Here is an 18,206-nt window from a genome sequence, read left to right as displayed (position 1 = left end):
ACGGTGGGTAGCTTAAGTGCCCGTGCGACCACCTATTGTGACGAGGTGCTCAGAAGTAGCCCTGCAATTGCTCGTGCAGGTGGTGCGCGATGCGGGCGTTGTCCGCGGGCGCATAGGTGAGCCAGTTTTGCCCGTCCTCGGCCTGGCGTGACGTGACGAAGTAACGGCCTTCCTCGGTGTCGAACCACGCCGTCGGGGTCAGCCGCCGGCCCTGCACGACAGCGCCGAACTGGCCGATGCGCAGTTTCGGTTTCTGGAAGATCCGTTCGACCACCCGCAGTTGGGCCGGCGCGCTCGAACGAGGTTTGCCGACCCCGGCGAACGGGTCGTAACTGTCGTCGTCGCGGCGGTGCTTCGCGCGCTTCGCCGGCTTCGCGACCGTGACGGACTGGCCCGCCGCCGCGGGGGTGAGCGGCAACAGGTCGACAATGCCAGGCACCAGCGCGGTCGGCCGCACGTCGGTGAAGATCACCGCATCCCGGTCCTGCCTGGCGACGACCGCGTACTGCCGGTCGGACGCGGCGCGAGCGAACAGCTGCTTGCCGTCGTCGAGCTGCGCCACGGCGGTGATCGCGATGGGGGCGCCGGTGAAGGTGTGCAGCGCCAGCTCCAGATCCGGGTCGAAGCGACCGCGCCCGGCCAGGCCCTGGGACTCCAGCTCGCGGAACACCGCGCCCCGCACCTGGGCCCGCTGCTCGACGGTGGTGCCGGTGTAGGGCACCTCGAACGGCGCCGGAGCCCGGCCGAGCCGCAGCTGTTCCAGCAGCACGTCCAACGCCGTCAACGACAGCGAAAACTGGTGTGGCATGGCGTTTCCCCCTCGGAATCGTCAGTGCAGCACATTAGCCGACCCATTCTCTGCTTTCAGCGAACCGGGTTGCCGGGCAAGATCGGAAACTGCTGTGGTGGACACATGACTGAGACAAAACCCGCGCTTGTTCTGCATCTCGCCTCCGGCGGTGAACCGCTCGTGTTCGCACTGCCCGAGGAAGGGCTGCCGGAACTGGCGTCACGACTCCCGCTGTGGCTCGAACACGGTTCCACGGAATCCGTGCAGACCAAAGAAGAATTCCGGATCTCCGTCAATTTCGCGCAGGTCGCCGTCGCTTATATCGACGACCTGCAGCGAAAGGGAAAAGTTTTCGGGCTGCGCTGACTCACTCACCGATGACCGGCGGTGCGGTGCGCTGGCTGGTGCCGAAAACCTCGTCCGGGTCGGGCTCGATGAGCCAGGTCGGACGCTGGTGCTCCTCGTCCTCCTCGCCTTTCCCCTTGCCGCCATGACCCATCCCGGCCCCCGCGCCGGGGCGTCCCGCCGCGCCCGTGCGGCCGGCCCCACCCGCGGCGGTCTCGGCCGCACCTACGCCGCCTGCCCGTGCCGAGCTCTGCCCGCCGGCGCCACCGCTGCTCGCGGCTGAGCCGCTGCCCGAGCCACCGGGCCCGAACGATCCACCACCGCCGCGGCCGACCTTGCCGGAGTACTCCTCGGCGTCACCCACGCCGCCGAGGCCACCCATCGCACCCAGCGGCAGCCCGCCCATGGCACCGAGCCCGGTCGCGCCGAGATCCGAACCGGCGGTAGAGCCGGCGTTGGTGTTGCCCGGCCGGAATCCCTGCGCGGTCGTGATGCCGGGTGTGGTGGTGCCGCCGGTCTTGATGCCGTGGTTGAGGGCGGGCGGCGTGAAGCCGGTGAGGCTACCGCTGAGCGAGCCGGCTTCCGAGCTGGGTCCGGTCGCGCCGGTGCCGAGGCTGCCACCGGTCGGGCCGCTGTAGGAGGAGGACGTCGTGCCCAGCAGGCCGCCGCTGATGTGGCCGACGGAACCGATGCCCGGGCCGTCGAACGTGGGCGGCGGGTTGAAGGCAGGGGCTTGCGAGGCGGCGGTGTAGAGGTTGTTGTCATAGGCCGACATCACCTGTACCGCCTGGTCGTGCGCGTCCTGGCTGTCTTTTTGTTTCTGCAGGGACTTGTCGATGTTGTCGATGAGGTCGAACGGGCTCGAGGAGGCCCAGCTCTTCATCTCGTCGGACCAGCTGAACGGGATGGGCTCGGGCATGGTGTTCTTGGCGGTCTCGGCGGCCGAGGACTGGCTGTACACCTGATCGGCGGCGAGCTGCGCGGCCTGACCGCTCTGGTCGCTCCAGGTGCCGAGCCCGGAGACGAAGTTGAAGGCCGACTCGGCCGCGTCGCCTTTCCAGGTGGCGCCGGACTTGCCGGCGGCCTGGTTCAGTTGCTGGCCGAACGTGGCCATCGCGTTGGCCAGCTGGGTCCAGGAGCTGGACACCCCGGTCACCTGACTGGGGTTGACGGTCTGGACCATGTCGTAGAGCTGCTGGTGCTCGAAACCGTGGTACGTCCCGCCGGGCGGGGTCAGCCCACTGCGGACCTCGACATCCTGGCTGAGTTGCCGGCTCTGCTGAGTCCGCTGCTGCGTGGCGGCGGCGTTGGCCTTGGCCTGGGCGACCAGGTTGTTCAGCGTGTCCCAGAAACCCTGGTTGTTGGGGTCATACCCCTGGGCGATCAGCTGCTGCTTGAGCGCCTCCTCAGGCGAGACGTACTGGCCGCCTGCGTTGTACTGGTCCAGCCCCTGGTTCGGTGTGGTCATGGCCTACCCCTCGTACTTCGGCAGCTTCGGCTCGACGATGTTGGCGATCTGTGAAGCGGTGCGGCAGGCTTCGGTCGGCTCGGTGCCTGCTCCGATGACAAATGAGATGTCGACCCGGGACGTCTTGGTGACCCCGAGGGAGATCAAGCACGTGGCACCGACACTGCCCGTGACTTGAGTGGCGGGGCGGTTGTTGACGCTGCCCGAGGTGAGGGTGCCGCCGTCGGCGTTGACATCGGCCAATCCCTGCTCAGCACGCACCGAGACGGTGAAGCTTGTCGAGCTGTCGTCGGCGGATCGGCCGGAACGTTGGCACGCACTCGTCGCTCCGGTCGCTCCGGCCGAATCGGAGCGACCAGGTCCTCGAGCGTTGAACTGGGCGGCTTCCTGATCGGTCAGCAGATCGCATGCGTTCACTGAGGCGAGCTGCCCGCCCCCGGTGGGCCGCGATTCTGACGTCACCGTCGATGCAGAACTCGGCCCGCCGATGGGGGACGGTGATTCCGTCCGTGGGCTCGAGCAAGCCGCGACTCCGGCCAGGACGAGCAAAACCGCTGGTACCGCTGCCTTACGCTTGATCATCAGCATGGATCAGGCCTGCAACCCACTGAATGTCCGCGCCGCCTCGTCGTCCATGTGCGCATAGTTCTTCTTGGCTTGTTCGAACGCTTCCCGAGCCTGCCGTACGACAACCGCGAGCGAGCTGAGCGCAGTTGCGTACGACTGAGCGTCGCCATTAGCGATGCGCTGGACGTGAGATGCGACCTGCTTGGCGTAATCGCTGGAGCCGAGTTTCGGCGCCTGACCCGCGTTGACGAGCGTGTCCCGAACCTCCGCCAGTACATCCTCGAAGCCTTGGAACACCCGGATGTACTCGTTCGCGCCTTCTTCGCTGATCGCGAAGCCGCCGGATTTGGCGGAGTCGACCAGTTTCTGTACCTCAGCCGTGGTGGTTGCGATGGCTCCCGCGCTGAGGGCACCGCCGATCGCGGCGCCTATCGCTCCTTCGACACCGGCGGCCGTCGGCTGGCCTGCGTTCGGCACGAAGCCCGTCATCGCTGTCCCCCCTCTCGTCCGGTCACGTCGCGGAGTTTACTGGGCACAGACCGGTCGCCATGGCGCTTTCACGCAGAAACTTCCGACAACGACCGGAGCGGGCCTACAGCTCGTACAGGCGCTTCCAGTTCTCCCGGCTGGTGAGCTGCGGCATCGCCCGCTGGTACTGGGCCTGCACGCCACGCCCTTCCTTGCGCAGCCGGTTGATCACGCGCAGCCCGCGCTTGCCGAGGTCGAACATGCGGTCGCGGTCGTACTTGCGGATCCGTACGCCTTCCTGGTTCGCGTCGGTCACCACAGCCGTGTCGAAAAGCGCCACGTGCCACCATGTGGCCTCGTCCATCGGGATCGCGCCGAGGCCGAACCGCGAACGTCCACGCAACCGGTCGACGATGCGCTTGATCAGCACCAGCCGCTGCAACGCAGGCCGGCCGCCGCCGTTGATGATGCCGATGTCGTTCGACGCAATGCCCGGGACCTCGGTCGGGTCATAGCGTTTCGTTTCCGGATAACGCGCCCGGATCTCCCGGATCTCCTGCATCGCGGCGACCCCGCCGTCACGCAGGATGTCCGGACCCTCCAGGAAGTCCTCGACCGCCTTGATCAGGGTGTGCGTCAGGCCGTACTGCATCCCCAGCAGGTACCGGATCAGCTGCGCCATCAGCACCCGCGACAACACCGTCAGGTTGAACTCGCTGTACAGCGCCGCGGTGATGATCGAGTTACGCAGGTTGAAGTACCGGTGCCACTCGTCCCAGTCCTTCCAGTGGAAGTCCGCATGCCACACCCCGGCACCGGGCAGCGTCACCGTCGGGAAACCGTGCGCCCGCGCGCGGTAGCTGTACTCCGCGTCGTCCCACTGGAAGAAGAACGGCATCGGGTAACCCACGGCGCGCACGACCTCGTACGGGATCAGGCACGACCACCAGCCGTTGTACCCGGCGTCGAGCCGCCGTTCCTGCTTGTTCGGCTTGCCCGTCTCCTCATCGACGCCGAGCAGGTTCGCCGTGGACAGGCTGTGTTCGACCGGCTTGCCCGGCTCCAGCGTGTTCAGGTTCGCGTACTCCGCCCCGACATGCAGCTGGTGCGGGTGCAGCAGGTTGAGCATCTGGCCGCCGACGATGATCGGGTTCGCGGCGCGGTTGGAGAACGCCGTCATCCGGATCACCAGGTCCGGCTCCAGCAACACGTCGTCGTCCATGAACAGGACGTTCGCGTGTTCGGTCTCGGTGTGCCCGGCCACCTCGTACAGACCGCGGGTGAAACCACCGGCCCCACCGAGGTTCGGCTGCGTGATGTAGTGCAGCTTCTCGCCGAGCGCGGCGGACACCTCGGCGAACCCGTCCCGCGACTCGACCCGGTCGGTGCCCTGGTCGGCGACGTAAATCGCGTCGAGCGTGTCCAGCGACGAGATGTCCCCGGCGAGCGCCTGCAGGTTCTGCAGGCAGTCGTCGGCGCGGTTCATCGTGCAGATCGTCACCGCTGTCGGCCGGATCTTCTCCGGCGGCTCGACGGTCCAGCGCACCTGCTCGACGCTCAGCTCCTGACCGGCTTCCGTCTCCAGATCAAGCCACAGCGCACCGCCGTCGAGGAACTTGTCGAGCTTGAGGTCGAAGCTCACCGCGGCCTGGTTCGCGCCGTCGACCTCTTCCGCGGCGACCGTCCGCGGCTCACCTTCGAAGTCCGAAGCGCGGACAGCCACGAGACCGGAGCCCGTCACGACCAGCTCGGCGCGAACTTCACGCACCGTCGTCCACCGCTGCCAGTAGCTGGCCGGGAACCGACCGAAATAGGTGTTGCCGGAGACGCGTGCCGACTCCCCGAGACTGATGCTGTCACGCTTACGAGTGACCACGCCCGCCTCGACCTCGGCGTACAGGTCCTTCGACACGATCGGCGACGGACCGGCGTAGAGCCCGCGCTGGGTGGTCAGCCGCCCCTGGGGGGTGTGCTCGGAGAACGTCGTCTGCTCCTTCTCCGCGGCGGAGCCGTTGCTCCGGGCCTTGGCGGTGGCGGTCTTACCGGCCATGGGTTCGCTGTCCTCCAGGGATGTTGGTCACGGCGAGGTCACGCTACCGGCTCACGGAACACGACCCATTTCAGCATCACGAAGTTGATCGCGGTCGCGGTGCCCTGGGAGATGACCCACGCGATTGTCGCCTTCCACGCCATTTCCGGCAGCACCACGAGCATCAGCGCGTTCATGCCGACGGCGACGAAGAACGTCACGGCGTAGAGCAGCACGAAACCGCCGACCTGGCCGGCGCCTTCTTTTCGGCCGGCGGAAAACGTGAATTTCCGGTTAAGGAAATACGCGGTGGTGGTACCGACGATGAAACTGATCGCGCGCGCCACGGTGTCCCATGGCAGGTGATCCATGCCCAGCGCGCGCTCGCCGGTGTATATGCCCAGGTCAAGGCAGGCGCAGAAACCGCCGATCAGCGCGAATCGCACCAGTTGGCCGAGCAGCCCTGGCGAAGCCTTCGGCTTTTTCGACGTCTCCTGCGGTTCCGTGGACACCACTGCACAACCTCACCGGCATGGGATTTCCAGGACCGGGAAAGTGTAGAAGCGGTCAGCCGCAAGCCGCCGGTCGGGGATCGTTACCCTGGTCCGGGTGAACGCGACGACTCCCGATTTTCCGACCGAGCGGCGGACACTGACCGGCTGGGGACGCACCGCCCCGACCACGGCGGACGTGCTCAGCACGCCGGACGTGGAGGTCATCGCCCGCGCGGTGACCAAGGCCGGCGAGCGAGGCGTGATCGCACGCGGGCTGGGCCGGTCGTACGGCGATCCCGCACAGAACGCGGGCGGCCTTGTCGTGGACATGACGCCGCTGGACCGCATCCACTCGATCGATCCGGACACCGCGGTCGTCGACCTCGACGCCGGCGTGAGCCTGGACCAGCTGATGAAGGCCGCGCTGCCGCACGGGCTGTGGGTGCCGGTGCTGCCGGGCACCCGCCAGGTGACCATCGGCGGCGCGATCGCCAATGACATCCACGGCAAGAACCACCACAGCGCGGGCAGTTTCGGCAATCACGTGCTGTCGCTGGACCTGATCACCGCGGACGGTCAGGTGCGCACGGCGACGCCGGACGGTCCCGAGGCCGAGCTGTTCTGGGCGACCGTCGCGGGCGTCGGGCTGACCGGGATCATCGTGCGCGCCAAGATCAAGATGAAGAAGACCGAGAGCGCGTACTTCATCGTCGACGCGGACCGCACCGCGAACCTGGACGAGACGCTCGCCCTGTTCACCGATGGTTCAGACCTCACGTACGACTACTCGATGTCGGTGCCGGACCTGATCAATTCGGACTCGCGGCTGGGCCGCGCCACGTTTTCCCGTGGCTCACTGGCAAAACTCGATCAGCTGCCGCCGAAACTGCGCGAGAACCCGTTGAAGTTCGACGCGCCACAGCTGATGACGCTGCCGGACGTCTTCCCGAACGGGCTGGGCAACAAGCTGACCTTCGGGCTGCTGAACAATCTCTGGCAGAAGACGGTGCCGAAGAAGGGCGCCCGCGGCAAGATCCAGAACCTGACGCAGTTCTATCACCCGCTGGACATGCTCAGCGAGTGGAACCGCGCCTACGGCTCCAAGGGTTTCCTGCAGTACCAGTTCTCAGTCCCGTTCGGACACGAGGCCGAGTTGAAGCACCTGTGCCGCCGGATCGCGACGTCCGGTCACTACTCGTTCCTCAACGTGTTCAAGCGGATGGGCGAGGGCAACCGCGCACCGTTGTCGTGGCCGTCGCCCGGCTGGATGCTCAGCGTCGACTTCCCGATCAAGGAAGGCCTCAGCCGGTTCTGCCGCGAAATGGATGACGAGGTGCTGGCCGCCGGTGGCCGGCTGTACACGGCGAAGGACTCGCGCACCACGCCCGAGATGTTCGCCAGGATGTATCCGCGACTGGAAGAGTGGCGCAAGATCCGGCATTCCGTTGACCCCCAAGGCGTTTTCGCCTCAGACATGAGCCGGAGGCTCGAACTGTGATCGACGCGGTTGGTAACCCCCAGTCCCTGCTGCTGCTCGGTGGCACGTCGGACATCGCGCTCGCGATCGCCGGCAAGTACCTTGCCGAGCGCCCGATCAAGGTCGTGCTCGCGGCGCGGCCGACCGAGCGCCGCAAGCTCGCCGCGGAGAGGCTGCGCACGGCGGGCGCGGAAGTGTCCGAAGTGGACTTCGACGCGAAGGACACCGCGGCGCACCCGGCATTGCTGGACCGGATCTTCGCCGATGGTGACATCGACGTTTCGGTGATCGCGTTCGGTCTGCTCGGCGACGCCGAAGAACTCTGGCAGGACCACGCGAAGGCCGTCGAGCTGGCCACGGTCAACTACACGGCCGCGGTGTCGGTCGGCGTGGCGCTGGCGGACAAGCTCAAGAACCAGGGCCACGGCCGGATCATCGCGCTGTCGTCGGTGGCCGGTGAGCGGGTGCGCCGATCGAACTTCGTGTACGGCTCGACCAAGGCCGGGTTCGACGGGTTCTACCTGAACCTCGGCGAAGCCCTTGCGCCGCACGGCGTCGGGGTCACGGTCGTCCGCCCCGGCCAGGTCCGGACGAAGATGACCGAGGGCATGGGCAAGGCACCGCTGGAGCAGACCGCCGAGCAGGTCGCCGAGATCGCGGTGGACGCGGCCCGCAAGGGCAAGGACCTGGTGTGGGCGCCGGCCCAGTTCCGGCTGGTGATGTCGATACTGCGCCACGTTCCGCGGTCGGTGTTCCGCAAACTGCCGCTCTGATATCCGCCGGATGACCACAACCGCTCCATCGCTCGCTCCGACGCACAGCTTTGGTCTGAACCATTCTCCGTTACTGACGGATCCGGGCACGCCCCTGCCACTGACCGGGCGCCGGATCGGCCGGACGTGCCTGGAGATGGTGGCCGCCGTGCTCGTGGCCGCGGCGGTCAGCCTCGTGGTGCAGCTGGTGGTCAACCGGCTGCACATCCCGCGGCCGTCGTCGGTGACGATCGCGATGACGAGCCTCGTCTCGGTGGCCGCGCTGGTCGCGGCGCTGTGGCTGGCCACCCGCCGCACTTTCGGCGTCGTGGCCAACGTCGTGGCCTGGGTCGGCCTGTCGGTTCTCAACACGGCCGTGCTCGCCTTCATGCTGCAGGGCACGAGTTATTACCTCGGTGGGATTTCCTCGGACCAGTCGTTCCGCACGCAGTACCTGACCCGGCTCACCGACTCGGCCACGGTCCACGACTTCGCGTTCCAGGGCGTACCTTCGTACTACCCCTCCGGCTGGTTCTGGCTCGCCGCGCGGTTCGCGGACCTCTTCGGACTCGCAGGCTGGGAGGCCTACAAACCGTTCGCGATCCTCACCTTCGCGGTCACCGCGGTGCTGGCGTTCGCGGCCTGGTCACTGGTCGTGCCGAGACGCACCGCGGTCCTGCTGGCGGTCGCCACGAGTACCGTCGGCGTCGCGACTTGGGCGGCATACGAGCCATATGCGTGGGTCTTCGGCGCGCTGATCCCGCCGATGGCGGCCGTCGCGTGGCAGTACCTCACCAACGACCGGTGGCTACCCGGGATCTTCGTCGGCGGATACGTCGGCCTGCTCGCGTTGTTCTACACGCTGCTGCTGGCGTTCGTCGCGATGGTGGTCGTGCTCATCGCGGTGGTCGCGCTGATTCTCGCCTGGCGCCGGGAACGGCGGTTCGTCTGGCAGGTAGCCGCGCGGCTCGCCGTGGTCGCGGCGACTTCGGTCGTGATCGCCGCCGTGCATTGGGCACCGTACCTGGCCGGCGTGCTCGACACCCCGATACAGCAGAACGCGGCCTCACGCATCCTGCCCGACTTCGGGGCCAAGTTCCCGGTGCCGATCAACCTGTCCAGCTTCCTCGGCGTCCTGTCACTGGCCGGGCTGGTGTGGCTGGTCGTGCGAGTGCGCGACGGTCTGCTGCCGCGCGCCATGCTGCTGGTCACGGCCGCGGGCTATCTGTGGTACGCGCTGTCGATGCTCGGCATCCGGTTCGGCATCACATTGCTGCCGTACAAGATCGAACTGGTCATGGATGTGGTGCTGCGCTGCGCTGGGGCGCTCGCCCTGGTAGACCTCGCCCGGTGGCTCGCGACCGCGGTCGCGGAACAGTGGCGGCGCACGGCGGTGGCGAGCCTCACCGTGCTCAGCGTGCTGGGCACGGCCGGGGTGCTGCAAAGCGCGAAGGACCCGCTAGCCCCGCTCCCCGATCTGGCGTATTCCAGCTACTACCCCACGGGCACCACACCGGACGGCAAGCGCGATCCCCGCGACAACGGCGCCTGGAACCAGCGGCTCCACGACACGATCGCCCAGCTCACCGGCAAGCCCGAGCACGACAGCACCGTGCTCGCGGACTACCAGGACTTCCTGAGCTTCTGGCCATACTGGGACTTCGAGACCACGATCATCGAGTACGCCAACCCGCTAGCGGACTTCGACACCCGCCGTGACGAGATCATCTCGTGGTCGAAGGCGGACTCTCCGGCTCAGTTGGTGTCCGAAATGGACGGTAGCCGGTTCACACCGCCGAACGTGTTGGTGTTCACGCGCAAGGACGACGGGCTGCACATGACGGTAACCCGCAACATCTTCCCGGTATATCCACAGATCGAGGCGACCAGCCTGGTGTTCCCCCAGCACCTGTTCGCCTCGGACCGGTTCGTCACCCGCGACGTCGGCCCGTTCACCGTCGTGGTCCGGACCCGCTGACGGACGTGGAACCTCGCCTGCCGGCCGAACCGTCCGCACCGGTCCAGCGTCTCATCTTGAGCTACAACGTGTTCCCGGCCTCGCTGTTCGCTTCACCTGCGTTCACCGTGCGGCAGGTGGGGCCGTTCACGATCGTGGTCCGGCACTGATCTTCGTGCTTTACTTTCCCTGAAGGTTTCTTGGGGAGTGATTGATGGAGGAGTCTCGGCTCGACCGTGCGCTGCGGTCGTTTCAGGAGCAGGCCTCGCGGGCCTCGCAGCTCAAGGAGAAGATCGCCGGGCTGCGAGGCCAGGGCCGCAATCCCGATGGCTCGGTGACCGTCACGGTCGCCCCGTCCGGCGCGGTGCTGGGGCTGAACTTGTCGCCGCTCGCGATGCGCAAGACACACACCCAGCTGCAGAAGGAGATTCTCGGCGCGATCCGGCAGGCGACCGAGCAGGCGGCGGCGCAGTTGCAGGCGACCGTGGAGCCCGTGCTCGGGGAACGGGCCGAGCAGTTCAAGGAAGCGTTCAACGCGCACGTGCCCGCGGTCGGTCCTGCCGCACCCGAACCCGCCGCGGCGCCTGGGCCACCACAACCAGTACGAACGCCCCGGAACCGGCCGGCGTCGCCGGAGGTCGAACCTGACGACTTCGGCGGACCGATTCTGAGGCGTGAGCAATGACGACAGCATTCCAGGTGCAACCCGCGGCGCTGGTGGCGCACAGCCAGGGCACCAAGGAGGCGGCGGGGCATTTCGGCCGGCTGGCACAGCTGCTCGAACAGGCCAGGGTGAGCGACGACTGCTTCGGCCCGCTCGGTGAGCTGATGGCGTTCAAGTACTTCGACGGCCTGCAGGAGTGCCAGAACCTGGCCACGCAGGCACAGTCCTTTTTGGAGCAAGTCGCCGACAACACGGTGCTCGCCGCGCAGCTGTACTCGGGCCAGGACAGCGCGACCGCGGATGCGCTCGGCCAGTTCGAGGCGCTCGCGGACGGCGGCGGCGCCCCGGGCACGTTGTCGGAGGTCAACCACGCGGGCGATTCGGCTCGCAAGAGCGATTTCGAGCAGAACGCGGGCTACGGCAGTTCCTGGGTCAGCGCGGCAGGTGATGTCGCGCGGGCGAGCAGCCCGCCGGACGTCGCGATCGCGACGGTCAACGCCCGGATGGAGCAGCTGCAGCTGATCACCAGCCCCGGCAGCGCGTTTCTCGACAACGGACTCGGGTTCCTGATCTCCATCGTGCTCAGCCCGCTCGTCGAGCTGATCCTCGAACCCGCGATCGGTGACCCGGAGCAGATGCGCAGCACCGCGCAGGGCTGGTCGCAGGTGGCCGACTGGCTCGACGGCGTCGGGGAGCACGAGAAAACTCGTGCGGACGCGACGAAACAGCCGTGGCAGGGCGACGCTGGTGACGCTTTCCGCACCCAGCTGGGCGAGTTCTCCGACGGGTCGAAGGCGCTCGCCGACGATGTCCGTGGGGTGCAACAGATTCTGGAACTCGCGGCTGATCTGTTCGACGCGTTCGTCGAGATCGTCGTGGACATCCTGCAAGAGCTGGTGATGGGCCTGATCATCGAATGGCTCGCCGCGCTCGCCGCGTCGTGGATCACCGCCGGTGCTTCGGTCGCGGCCGCGGAGGGTGCCACAGCCGCCGAGGTGGGAGTCACCGGTGGACGGCTGGGGATGAAGGTCAAGCAGTTACTCGGCAAGCTCAAGCCGCTGATCGAGAAGCTCGAGAAGATCTTGCAGAAGCTGCGCAGCGGGCCGCTGAAGAAGGCCGTCGAGAAGATGGAGAACCTGCGGAACGGGAACTTCCTGCAGAAGCGGCTCGCCGACCAGATCGACAAGCACCCACTCGGCAAGATCCTCACCAAGGCGAACCCGGAGACACTCGCGTCCAAGACCGGCAACAAGTTCGCCGGCCGCTTCGGCGTGGACGGCGAGGGCGCGGATGCCCTCACCACGAACCTCGCCGAGGCCGGGTTGCGGGCGATGGGCATGAGCGGCACCAGTTCCGTCGGCAAGGCCACCTACCGGGGCGCGATGGAGAACGTGCCCGGTCTCGCGGTCGAGCAGGGCGTCAAGTACGGGTACAACAAAGCGCAGAACCCGGAGTCCGAAGAGGACCGTCGGGAGACCGAGGAACGAGGATTCACGCTCGAATGAGCCTCGAAGACCCGGTGGGCGCCGCTTCCATCGCACGCACCCAGCTGGCGGCGGACGAGCGGCTGCTGTGGGCGGCGGCAGGCAAGGGCGCGTACTACTACGACATCGAAAAACTCGATCCGTTGGGGGAAAAGAAAAAGGGCTTGCTGTCGCGGAGTCTGCGCGCGGCGGGCAACGTCGCCGGGGACTTCGCTTTCGAGGCGGTGCTCGGCGGAAGCGACAGCGGCCCGGACAAGCCGCCGCCGGCCGACGTGCTCGTGTTCGGCGAGCACAAGGCAGGTATCGCTCACGAAACCGTTGTGGCGCACGGAGAACCAGGCAAGCGCCTGTCGTGGATCTGGGCGCTCACCGCGCACCGGCTGCTGATCCTCGGGCTGCCCCCGGAGCGTGAGCCCGAAGGGTTCGCCAGGAGCTTGTTCACCTTCGGCAAGGATGTCGCGAAGATACTCACCGACACCAAGCGCAACTATGGCGAGCACGTCGAGGGCAAGTCGGTGGTGATCCCGGAGCGGAAGATCATCGCGGAGGTCCCCCAGTCCAGGATCGCGAGCGTGGCCCCGGCGCAGCGTCGGCGCAAGCCTTGCCTTCGACTGTCGTTTGTGGACGGTTCCGGGATCGATTTCCTCTTCCAGGTCGACGATCCTGCGGTGTTCGAGCGGATGGTCCGGTGAATCAGTACATCGCGAAGAAGAACGACGAGATCATCACCGGTGAGCTGAGCAGGTACTGGACGCAGCGCGGCGAGCGGCTCGGTTTCGGTTCGGAGCCGATCCGCGCGTACGTCCGAGCGCGCATCGGTGACGAAGCGCGCCTGCCGCACGAGCCCATCAGCGACATGCCGGAGCTCGATCTCGGCCGTCTGCGGTGGCCGTTGCCGTCGCCGGATGTGCTCGAGGAGGACTGGTCCGACGACCCGACCGTCGGGTGCTTCGTGCACGCCGAGCAGCCGGACCAGCGGGCCGTGCTGTTCGCCGATCACCTCGCGCACAGCCGCGGCGAGGCACGGCTCGCGGTGAGCGACCAGCGGGTCGCCATCGTCTACCCGACGAAACTGTTCGGCCGCAACGACAGTGTGTTCACCACGTTCTGCGAGACCGATCCGCGGCAGGTCCGCGTCACCGCCGGCTACGTGGGCCGCAGCGTGCCGCCGCCACAGGTGATCCGGGTCGGTTTCGCCGACGGGTCGGTCCTTCTGCTGCGTGACCCGATGGCCGCGGCCCGCGTCGCTCGTTATTGACTCAGCCAGTAACCGTAGGAGTTGTAGATCGGGTACGGGTTGAGCAGCGGCCGTGGCTGCGTGATCTCGATGTGCGCGCTCGACCCCGTGATGAGCGAACCCGGGATCGTGTAGGTGTAGGTCTCCCAGCCGCCCGTGCCGGGGGTCCGCGTCCAGGTGCCGGCCGGTTTGCCGTCCACGAACACCGACATGTCCGGCACGATCCCGTCCATCGCGGTGCGGGACGTGATCGTCAGCGGGCGGCCCGGCTCGAGATCGTGCGCGGTGAACGCTTCGCCACCGGCGATGGTGCGGCCGCTGTCGATGACGTCGCCGACGCGCGTGACGATGCTGAACGGCTGCATGCCGACCTGCGCCATTCGCGGCTCGTACGCGTGCGCGGCCTCGTTGCGCAGATCGCCGACGTTGACGTAGTCACGCAGCCGGCCCGGCACCTGCTGGGCGTCCCCGCTGCCGGCGAGAGTCCAGTCCGTGCGCCAGATGTCGAGCTCCGTGAACGGCACGATGACGTTGCCCGCGACGTCGGCCGGCGTCTGCATCTTGAACCGCTGCACCGGTTCCCGGTTCAGGATGCCGGCGTCCCGCAGCGGCGCCATCGACACGCCGGGGCCGGTGTCGTAGGTCGCGAAGTACTCCGGCCGCTGCCCTGGCGGCAACTGCCGCACCGCCTCGTACAGCGAGCCGATTCCGTTGTTCGACGGCGCGGCGAGACCGTTGGTGGCCAGGCCGATCAGGTCGACCACCCGGTGCCGGCCGAAGTAGGCGACCGCGCCGACGTCCTTCACCCCGATGCTCACCCCCGGCGGCAGGTTCTCGGCAATCCACGCGCCGACGGAAACATCGGTGTCGCGGATCGTTTCCGCGTCGCGGCCGAAGCGGACGATCCAGGTCGGCAGCGCGACCAGCGAGAACACCAGCACCACCGCGAGGCCGCCGTGCAACGTGACCCGCCGCGCTGAATGCGGTACCGCGCGCGTGACGCCATAGGCGCCGGACACCGCGAACAGCAGCAGGATCGGCAGGAAAGGCTGCTGGTAGCGCAGGTTGTGGAAGAGCGCGGTGTTCAAAGTGGACACTGAGATCATGACCGCGACCGACCCGGCCGCGAGCGCCACCAAAAGCGGCCGCCAGGCCCGCCGCAGCACGATCAGGTACAAAGCGCCGGCGAAGAACAGCAGCAGCGCACCAGGAAACGCGAAATCCCCATTGGTGAAGCCGAGAAAGGTGCCGGCGAGCCGGCGCAGGTTGTCGGTGGTGCGGTCGACGAACACGCCGAGGTAGAACAGCGGCGCGTCGTGCAGCAGCGACTTCGACTGGATGCCGTTGGCCGAGGTGGTGCCGGTGGCGAGCGCGTAGAACGCCAGCTGACCGACGCCCGCGAGCAGCGGGAGCACCGTCCACGGCCAGCGCACCAGAGAGCGCACCCGACCCGTGGTGTGCCTTTGGGTCCACAGGACCCACCACGACGCGAGTATGAGAAACCCTGCGAAGATCAGCCCTTCCGGCCGGACGAGCGCGAGCAGCACCCCCACGAGCGGGGTGAACACGAAAAGGCCGCCGGGCGCCTCGTGTGCGAACACCAGCACCGCCGCGACGACGAGCAGCATCGTGATGCCGACTTCCATACCGCTGCTGCTCCCCCACAGCACCGGCCCGCTGACCGCGACCAGCAGCGCGGTCCACCCGCCGACCGAACGCGCGACGAGCCGTGACCCGAGCAGGTAGGTCAGCACGACGGCGGCGGCGAAGCACAGCAGGTTGAAACCGACCGCGAAGGCGAGGAACCACGGGCCCTGGAACCCGATCGCGTAGGCCCCACCGAGAATCAGCGCGTACAGGAAACTGCTGGCGCCGGTGCTGATCTGGTCACCGGTGTTGAACTGGAAGAAATGCCCCAGCCCCAGCTGCCGTCCGTACTGCAGATGGATGTACACGTCGTCGAGTGGCGCGATGAGCTCGCCCTGGTTGGCCGCGAGATCGGAGATGACGAACAGTGCGCCGAGAACCAGCGCGAGTCCGCCGAGCAGCCAGGGCACAAGATCGGGTTTCCGGCTGCTCACAAAGCTGTGGGTGCGGCCGGTTTCCCGGGTGGTGTTCAGCACTTCGGTCACACGGAACTGTACGTTCCCGCGCCATCACGAGGTGGCGCCACCCCGCACCCACGCGTCGAACAGCAGGTCACGGTGCAGTTCCCGGTATCGCATCAGTTCTCCGATATGCACCGTCTTCGCCCAGGTGCCGGCGTCGGTCTGGACGAACCCGTCACGCGGCATCGCGGCCATGTCGTCACCGAGGTAGTAGAGGCCCGTCGTACCGTCCTCGGCGATGCTGATGACCTGACAGGTATGCCCGAGGTGATCCGCGACGGTGGTCACCTCGGCGAGCCGCTCGCACCGCGCGACCGGAACCGTGCCCAGCCACTGCCCGTCCTGCTCGACGAACAGGGTCGGGTCGGGGTTCTCGGTTTCGCGCGAGACGAGTGTGAGGGCACCTTCGCGCGGGTACGAGTTCGCTTCGTACTCCCGGCCGTCGATGGTCGCGATGATGCCGCTGCGCGGCCGCCGGTAACTCATCGCGTCACCGCCCAGCCGAACGCTTCTCCCCGGTACACCGCGACCGGTTTCGCCTGCGGGTACTCGACGATCGCCGCACCCGCCGGGATCGGGCCGAACCTTCGCCAGCGCTCGGGCACCCCGCCGTCCGCATCGGCGGTCAGCCCGGTGCCGGTAAACGGCCACGGCCGCACCTCGCGGCGGACCGTGTTCGGGTTCACCCCGGCGCGCTCGGCCGCCTGTGCCATGGCCGCGGCGACCAGCTCGACTTCGGCGTGGTCGGGCGGGAAACCGTCCTCGGGATAGGGCTGCGACGGCGCACCCAGCGGGGTCACGTACTGCGCCGGGTCCATCGCGGGGAACTCCATCGTGTGCAGCATCGGCAATCCGGGATGGAACGGGCTGAGCGGATAGTCCAACCGCAGCGCATGCACGAAATCCGCCGGAGTGCGCAACCGGCCGCAATCCTGTTTGCGCACCACGGTGCCACCGACGAGCCGGTGATCGAACGGCGGCGCCTGGCCCCACACGCCGGGCGAGATCTCGTGCCGCAGATAGCGTTCGATGCTCCCGGGCCGCAACACCTTGAGCATGATGGTGCCGGGTTCGATCACGACGGCACGGTGAACGCGCGCGACCAGCTCGCGCTCGTGCTCGCTCAGCCGACCGGAGCCGGGAATCATGGCACCTCCCCGAACGTGGCGGACCGCCAGTCGTCGAACAGCAGATCCCACTGTTCCTCGTGGTAGTCGTACAGCTCGACACTCGGCACGGTACGCCGGAACGTGCCTCGGTCGTGCTGCTGGAAACCGTTGCGCTGGGCCCAATCCTCGTCGGTACCGGCGTAGATCAGCTCGGCGGACTCCATGGTCAGACTGTCCACATAGCACCGATGGCCGAAAAACCTGGCGTACGGGGAAATCCGGAACACCCGCTCGCACTCGCCCGCGGGCACCTGCGCGACCCACAGCTGGTGCGTCTCGTTCCACTCGAACACGCCGGGGTCGGGATTTTCCGGCGCGGACAACGAAATGAACGCGACCCGTTTCGCCGAGTTGTAGCGCGCGGGATAGGTGTGCCCGTTGACCACGGCGTGCACGCCGTGCCGGTGCGGCTGGTACGGCATCACAGCCTCACCCACTGACCGACCGTCTCGTCGAAGCGCGCCACCGGGATCTTGTCACCGCTCGCGGTGTACTTGTACATCGTGTCCCCGTCTTCGAAGTCCTTCCGGTCGGTCATGGTGCGCTCGGGCACGCCCATGTCCTTATCCGCGGTGACACCGATGCCGCTGTAGGGCCATTCCGAGTTGTTCCGGTAGTAGCTGCCCGGATCGACACCCGCGCTGCGTGCGCCGGTGACCATGTCGTCGCTCGCCCTCGTCACGTCGGGATGACTCGCGTCGAGCCCGCTCGCGCCGCCGTACGGGGCGCCGAACGGGATCTGGTAATTGTCCGGCGTTCCGGCCCGGAACTCGATCACGTGCACCTCGGACATCCCGGGCGAATACGGAGTTCCCGTGTAGTCCAAGCGGTTTCCGCGGATCAGATCGTCCGGATTGGACATATGGGTCGCGTCCTGCTGCCGGGCGACGAATCCGCCCACCTGGCCGTAGGTCCCGTCGAGGTACTTGTCGACGTCGCCGGGCGGGATGACCTTCTGCATCCGCGTGTCCGGCGAGATGGTGACCAGTTTCTGGGCCTCGGCAACGAGTTCGCGCTCGTGCTGGGTCAGCTGTCCGGAGCCGGGCACCTCGCCCGGTCGCGGATCGTCGGACATCTTGCCCAGCGCGGCGTCGAGCTCACGTTGCTCGCTGGGACTGAAATGGTCCTTGATCTCCTCGCGCCACGAGCGCGGCCCGGAGCCGGTGCCGGACGGCGTGGTCGGCGGCGGGGTGCCAC

General features: G+C 67.4%; 19 protein-coding genes. 8 read left to right on the top strand and 11 right to left on the bottom strand.

Annotated elements, in window-relative coordinates:
- Positions 1–49: 49 nt before the first annotated feature.
- On the bottom strand, positions 50–808 hold the full coding sequence (locus GKO32_RS28010; RefSeq protein WP_154759905.1) for an ESX secretion-associated protein EspG: 759 nt from the start codon (positions 806–808) through the stop codon (positions 50–52).
- A gap of 105 nt (positions 809–913) precedes the next feature.
- Between GKO32_RS28010 and GKO32_RS28005 the strand changes: the two genes are divergently transcribed.
- The gene (locus GKO32_RS28005) at positions 914–1,156 is read left to right on the top strand and encodes a hypothetical protein (RefSeq protein ID WP_154759904.1); all 243 of its coding nucleotides are present in this window, start codon (positions 914–916) and stop codon (positions 1,154–1,156) included.
- Position 1,157: 1 nt separating this feature from the next.
- Here the strand turns inward: GKO32_RS28005 and GKO32_RS28000 are convergent, their stop codons facing one another.
- From GKO32_RS28000 to GKO32_RS27980, 5 genes are all read right to left on the bottom strand, one after another.
- A complete protein-coding gene (locus GKO32_RS28000) occupies positions 1,158–2,603 on the bottom strand; it encodes a hypothetical protein (protein ID WP_154759903.1) in 1,446 nt (481 codons plus the stop codon).
- Between the two features lie 3 nt (positions 2,604–2,606).
- On the bottom strand, positions 2,607–3,185 hold the full coding sequence (locus GKO32_RS27995) for a DUF3558 family protein (RefSeq protein ID WP_246244802.1): 579 nt from the start codon (positions 3,183–3,185) through the stop codon (positions 2,607–2,609).
- Positions 3,186–3,194: 9 nt separating this feature from the next.
- On the bottom strand, positions 3,195–3,659 hold the full coding sequence (locus tag GKO32_RS27990) for a hypothetical protein (RefSeq protein WP_154759901.1): 465 nt from the start codon (positions 3,657–3,659) through the stop codon (positions 3,195–3,197).
- A 103-nt stretch (positions 3,660–3,762) separates the two neighbouring features.
- On the bottom strand, positions 3,763–5,688 hold the full coding sequence (locus tag GKO32_RS27985; RefSeq protein ID WP_154759900.1) for a glycosyltransferase: 1,926 nt from the start codon (positions 5,686–5,688) through the stop codon (positions 3,763–3,765).
- Between the two features lie 38 nt (positions 5,689–5,726).
- Positions 5,727–6,182, bottom strand: coding sequence for a GtrA family protein (locus tag GKO32_RS27980; protein WP_312868653.1), 456 nt, complete (start codon positions 6,180–6,182; stop codon positions 5,727–5,729).
- A gap of 94 nt (positions 6,183–6,276) precedes the next feature.
- Between GKO32_RS27980 and dprE1 the strand changes: the two genes are divergently transcribed.
- The 7 genes from dprE1 (at position 6,277) to GKO32_RS27945 (ending at position 13,753) form a co-directional block, all read left to right on the top strand.
- Positions 6,277–7,659: a decaprenylphosphoryl-beta-D-ribose oxidase gene (dprE1, locus tag GKO32_RS27975; protein ID WP_312868652.1), complete on the top strand. Its 1,383-nt coding sequence runs from the start codon at positions 6,277–6,279 to the stop codon at positions 7,657–7,659.
- A complete protein-coding gene (gene dprE2, locus GKO32_RS27970; RefSeq protein WP_312868651.1) occupies positions 7,656–8,411 on the top strand; it encodes a decaprenylphospho-beta-D-erythro-pentofuranosid-2-ulose 2-reductase in 756 nt (251 codons plus the stop codon). The genes dprE1 and dprE2 overlap by 4 nt, the downstream gene beginning before the upstream one ends.
- Positions 8,412–8,421: 10 nt before the next feature.
- A complete protein-coding gene (locus GKO32_RS27965; protein WP_154759898.1) occupies positions 8,422–10,368 on the top strand; it encodes an arabinofuranosyltransferase in 1,947 nt (648 codons plus the stop codon).
- Between the two features lie 193 nt (positions 10,369–10,561).
- The gene (locus tag GKO32_RS27960; protein ID WP_154759897.1) at positions 10,562–11,032 is read left to right on the top strand and encodes a YbaB/EbfC family nucleoid-associated protein; all 471 of its coding nucleotides are present in this window, start codon (positions 10,562–10,564) and stop codon (positions 11,030–11,032) included.
- A complete protein-coding gene (locus GKO32_RS27955) occupies positions 11,029–12,516 on the top strand; it encodes a WXG100 family type VII secretion target (protein ID WP_154759896.1) in 1,488 nt (495 codons plus the stop codon). The genes GKO32_RS27960 and GKO32_RS27955 overlap by 4 nt, the downstream gene beginning before the upstream one ends.
- Positions 12,513–13,187 (top strand): hypothetical protein, encoded by a 675-nt coding sequence (locus tag GKO32_RS27950; protein ID WP_154759895.1) that lies wholly within the window; start codon positions 12,513–12,515, stop codon positions 13,185–13,187. The genes GKO32_RS27955 and GKO32_RS27950 overlap by 4 nt, the downstream gene beginning before the upstream one ends.
- On the top strand, positions 13,184–13,753 hold the full coding sequence (locus GKO32_RS27945; protein ID WP_312868650.1) for a hypothetical protein: 570 nt from the start codon (positions 13,184–13,186) through the stop codon (positions 13,751–13,753). Before GKO32_RS27950 ends, GKO32_RS27945 begins: the two co-directional genes overlap by 4 nt.
- Here GKO32_RS27945 and GKO32_RS27940 read toward each other — a convergent pair.
- The 5 genes from GKO32_RS27940 to GKO32_RS38190 all read right to left on the bottom strand — a co-directional run.
- Positions 13,747–15,864, bottom strand: a complete 2,118-nt coding sequence (locus GKO32_RS27940) for an ArnT family glycosyltransferase (protein WP_312868649.1) — start codon at positions 15,862–15,864, stop codon at positions 13,747–13,749. The two genes, GKO32_RS27945 and GKO32_RS27940, sit on opposite strands and share 7 nt — an antisense overlap.
- 24 nt (positions 15,865–15,888) lie before the next feature.
- The gene (locus GKO32_RS27935; RefSeq protein ID WP_154759894.1) at positions 15,889–16,326 is read right to left on the bottom strand and encodes a hypothetical protein; all 438 of its coding nucleotides are present in this window, start codon (positions 16,324–16,326) and stop codon (positions 15,889–15,891) included.
- Positions 16,323–16,988, bottom strand: a complete 666-nt coding sequence (locus GKO32_RS27930) for a hypothetical protein (RefSeq protein ID WP_154759893.1) — start codon at positions 16,986–16,988, stop codon at positions 16,323–16,325. Before GKO32_RS27930 ends, GKO32_RS27935 begins: the two co-directional genes overlap by 4 nt.
- On the bottom strand, positions 16,985–17,446 hold the full coding sequence (locus tag GKO32_RS27925; RefSeq protein ID WP_154759892.1) for a UCP033725 family protein: 462 nt from the start codon (positions 17,444–17,446) through the stop codon (positions 16,985–16,987). The genes GKO32_RS27930 and GKO32_RS27925 overlap by 4 nt, the downstream gene beginning before the upstream one ends.
- A partial coding sequence (locus GKO32_RS38190; RefSeq protein ID WP_208024568.1) for a hypothetical protein occupies positions 17,431–18,206 on the bottom strand: 776 nt, incomplete at its 5' end. The genes GKO32_RS27925 and GKO32_RS38190, both read right to left, overlap by 16 nt.

This window comes from Amycolatopsis pithecellobii (genome assembly GCF_009707865.1).
GTDB lineage: Bacteria > Actinomycetota > Actinomycetes > Mycobacteriales > Pseudonocardiaceae > Amycolatopsis_E > Amycolatopsis_E pithecellobii.
The sequence above is the reverse complement of the archived record's forward strand: the minus strand, read 5'-3'. Positions and strand labels throughout refer to the sequence as shown.